Raw genomic sequence first — 2,564 nt, 5'->3', positions numbered from 1 at the left:
TCGAGGCCGGCACGCTCGTGGAAAAGACCGAGTCGTCCTCGCAGACGCTCAAGCAGGAATACCTCGATACATACGAGGGAGGTGAATGACATGATAGGCAAGAGCTATGCAAAGATAGCGATTGTTGGCTCTGTACTTTGTCTTGCAATGGTGCTAAGTGCATCATTTGCGAGGTATAGGTCCGAGCAGTCGTTCATCGATGGCGCTGAAAACGGTTTTGGCATAGACGGGATGTATATCAACGATGGCGCGACCAGGCCGTCTATGGCGATTCTTGCAGGCGAAGACATGGAATGGCAAATCTGTAATGACGATGGCTCTTGTCTGAGCGGTCGTTTGGCCGCAACGAGCGACCCGAATTCGTTCGATCTTCTCGACAATGATGGAGCGGATTGCGGTTCTGTTCACCTTTCATATGCATCGCGAGACGGGATGGACGGCATTCTCTACGTCTCCCACGAGACCGGCGATTTCAAGATGCGCAGGACTAACCGAGTGCCGGCTTTTATCGAGGAGTGAGAGTTCCCGGCGGTCTGCCGATCAGGCCGCCGGGGTATTGAACCTCGCATTCATCCGTACACACACGGATGAATGCGGGAAGTGTCCGGATGAAGGTGATAATCAAGGAAACAAAGCTGTTCTGCCTGGGACGGCTTTGGCCTGGACTTTAACCACAACATCGCAATCGACACTTATCAGCTCGCGCAACGCGCATGGCCAAATCTCGGACGCTGGTGCATGGAGGACCTTCGAGATTTACTGGACATCCAAAACGACGACGCACACCGCGTGCTCGCCGACTGCGAAGACGAGATGGCTGTCTACAATGCGATCAGAAACGGCGTGAAGTCGGGAGAGCTTTCTGTGGAACCGCCGCGCCGTCGCGCGAGCCGACCGGGCAACCCGGGCAATCTGGCCCCCGATCTCCCGGTCGTATTCCTACGATATCGCCCCTAAATCACCAATGTGTCAGATGAAGAATGAGGCAATGGCTATGATCACGCCTACGGCGGATGCGGCGACTGCGCCTTTTTTCCTCTCCTTTAGTCCGATGATTAGGGTTGCCGTAAAGTAAAGGGCGGAAATGCAGTCTATGGCAAGCAAAACGAGTTCCTTGGGCGGTTTCAGCAAAAGGTCGCTAGCAAAGAGTAATGCGAGCAGGGTAAAGCCGATTGTGACCAAGTATCTCGATTGATTTTGCGACAGCATGGCAACTGCCTTTTAGAACAGGCAAGTGAAAAGTCGGTACGATGCCCTTGCGGTTGCAAACAAGGCGCCGCCAGGACCTCTTGTCACGAGACCGGCGATAACGCATTTTCTCGGTTTCCAGCTCATGACAGACCTCTCTCTCTCATGGTGAAACGCATACATCATGCGATATGCACATTATCTCGCTAATTAATTTCAATATCCATCATCTAACTAAAGAATACTGACTCGCTGGTTCAGCGACGATGCGTTTTTACCCTTGCGTTCCCACTCGCCGCGTCGGCGGTCGGAAGGATCCCCGTCTCGCAATCAGCGACCTTGTAACCGTATCTGTCGAGCCAGGCGGCAAGCACGTCCCAATCGACGCGCTTCCAGTCGCCGCCCGGCGCGTGCTGCATCACGAGGCCTCCGGCGACCATGAGCGCGTGGATATGCCCTCCTTGCAGGCCAGCGATGATCCCGCCGGTGCATACGATGCCAGGTCGCTGTGCCGGCATGGCGCAAACGTATTGGCCTTTGTGCCCCTTTTGGCAACTTTAGCATGGCTGTAGGTTAAACCAACCCACAGCCATGAGCACGTTAACGTAGTACTATGCTAATTACACGGATAAGGCAGGGGTATTTTTCTTTGGCGAATAAATTTGTATTTCATGGCAAGGGGAGTGGCGTTAAGGTTTTCATCGCTATATCAGTTGCCGTGTTCGCATTCTCTGCGCTATTTCTAAAAGTGGAGCGTTGCCAAAAAGATAGCGGAGGTGACTATTCACATTTGTGGTTCGTGAGCGGATTGGTGTTGAACGTTGACAGCTCTGGCGATTTTACCATGTCGGTCGAAAGCGAAGATCCATATAACGACGGGTCTGATCGTCTGACCATTCTGGTTGATTCAGAACATACGCGCTATGTAAACGATAGCCCCGTGAGCGTTGGGTCTAAAGTCAAGGTAGGCTATTTTCTCGATTCCCGAAAGAAAAATACGATTCGCTGCTCTTCTGTGGATGTGTTGGAATAATTTTTGAGTAACTATCAGTAAAAAGCTGCGAGCAAAGGCCGCTCCACGTGGGGCGGCCTTTTTGGTGGATAGACGTTGCGGAGGATGATTGATTGAGGTTTTTACTCCGCATGGAAATCGAGTGAGGATTCTGTTCCGCGAGGGGCGTGTTTTGAGGCTCTTGGCGGTACGTAATTCTCGTTCGGCGTCTTGACGGGACAAAACCCTCGGTTGACTTTTTGAAGCGTCCCTAGAATCACTGTTACGATAAAAACGGGGGGGGGGTAACTCCGCGGACACGGCCTAGCGCGCTGCCATCCAGTGCCGATTCTGCCATACTCGCAATTCGGCGAGGATGAGGAGT

At 52.7% G+C, this 2,564-nt stretch carries 3 protein-coding genes; 2 read left to right on the top strand and 1 reads right to left on the bottom strand.

Annotation, left to right across the window (positions count from 1 at the left end; translation table 11 throughout):
* The first annotated feature begins 90 nt into the window (after positions 1 to 90).
* Positions 91 to 519: a hypothetical protein gene (locus tag I2D57_RS09780; RefSeq protein ID WP_195362343.1), complete on the top strand. Its 429-nt coding sequence runs from the start codon at positions 91 to 93 to the stop codon at positions 517 to 519.
* Positions 520 to 969: 450 nt separating this feature from the next.
* Here the strand turns inward: I2D57_RS09780 and I2D57_RS09775 are convergent, their stop codons facing one another.
* The gene (locus I2D57_RS09775; RefSeq protein ID WP_195362342.1) at positions 970 to 1,209 is read right to left on the bottom strand and encodes a hypothetical protein; all 240 of its coding nucleotides are present in this window, start codon (positions 1,207 to 1,209) and stop codon (positions 970 to 972) included.
* Between the two features lie 628 nt (positions 1,210 to 1,837).
* On the opposite strand from I2D57_RS09775, the gene I2D57_RS09770 reads away from it, so the two are divergent.
* On the top strand, positions 1,838 to 2,221 hold the full coding sequence (locus I2D57_RS09770) for a hypothetical protein (protein WP_195362341.1): 384 nt from the start codon (positions 1,838 to 1,840) through the stop codon (positions 2,219 to 2,221).
* The last annotated feature ends 343 nt before the right edge of the window (positions 2,222 to 2,564 follow it).

The sequence above is a fragment of the Collinsella aerofaciens genome (assembly GCF_015553355.1).
In the GTDB taxonomy this organism is placed as follows: Bacteria; Actinomycetota; Coriobacteriia; order Coriobacteriales; family Coriobacteriaceae; genus Collinsella; species Collinsella aerofaciens_V.
The sequence above is the reverse complement of the archived record's forward strand: the minus strand, read 5'-3'. Positions and strand labels throughout refer to the sequence as shown.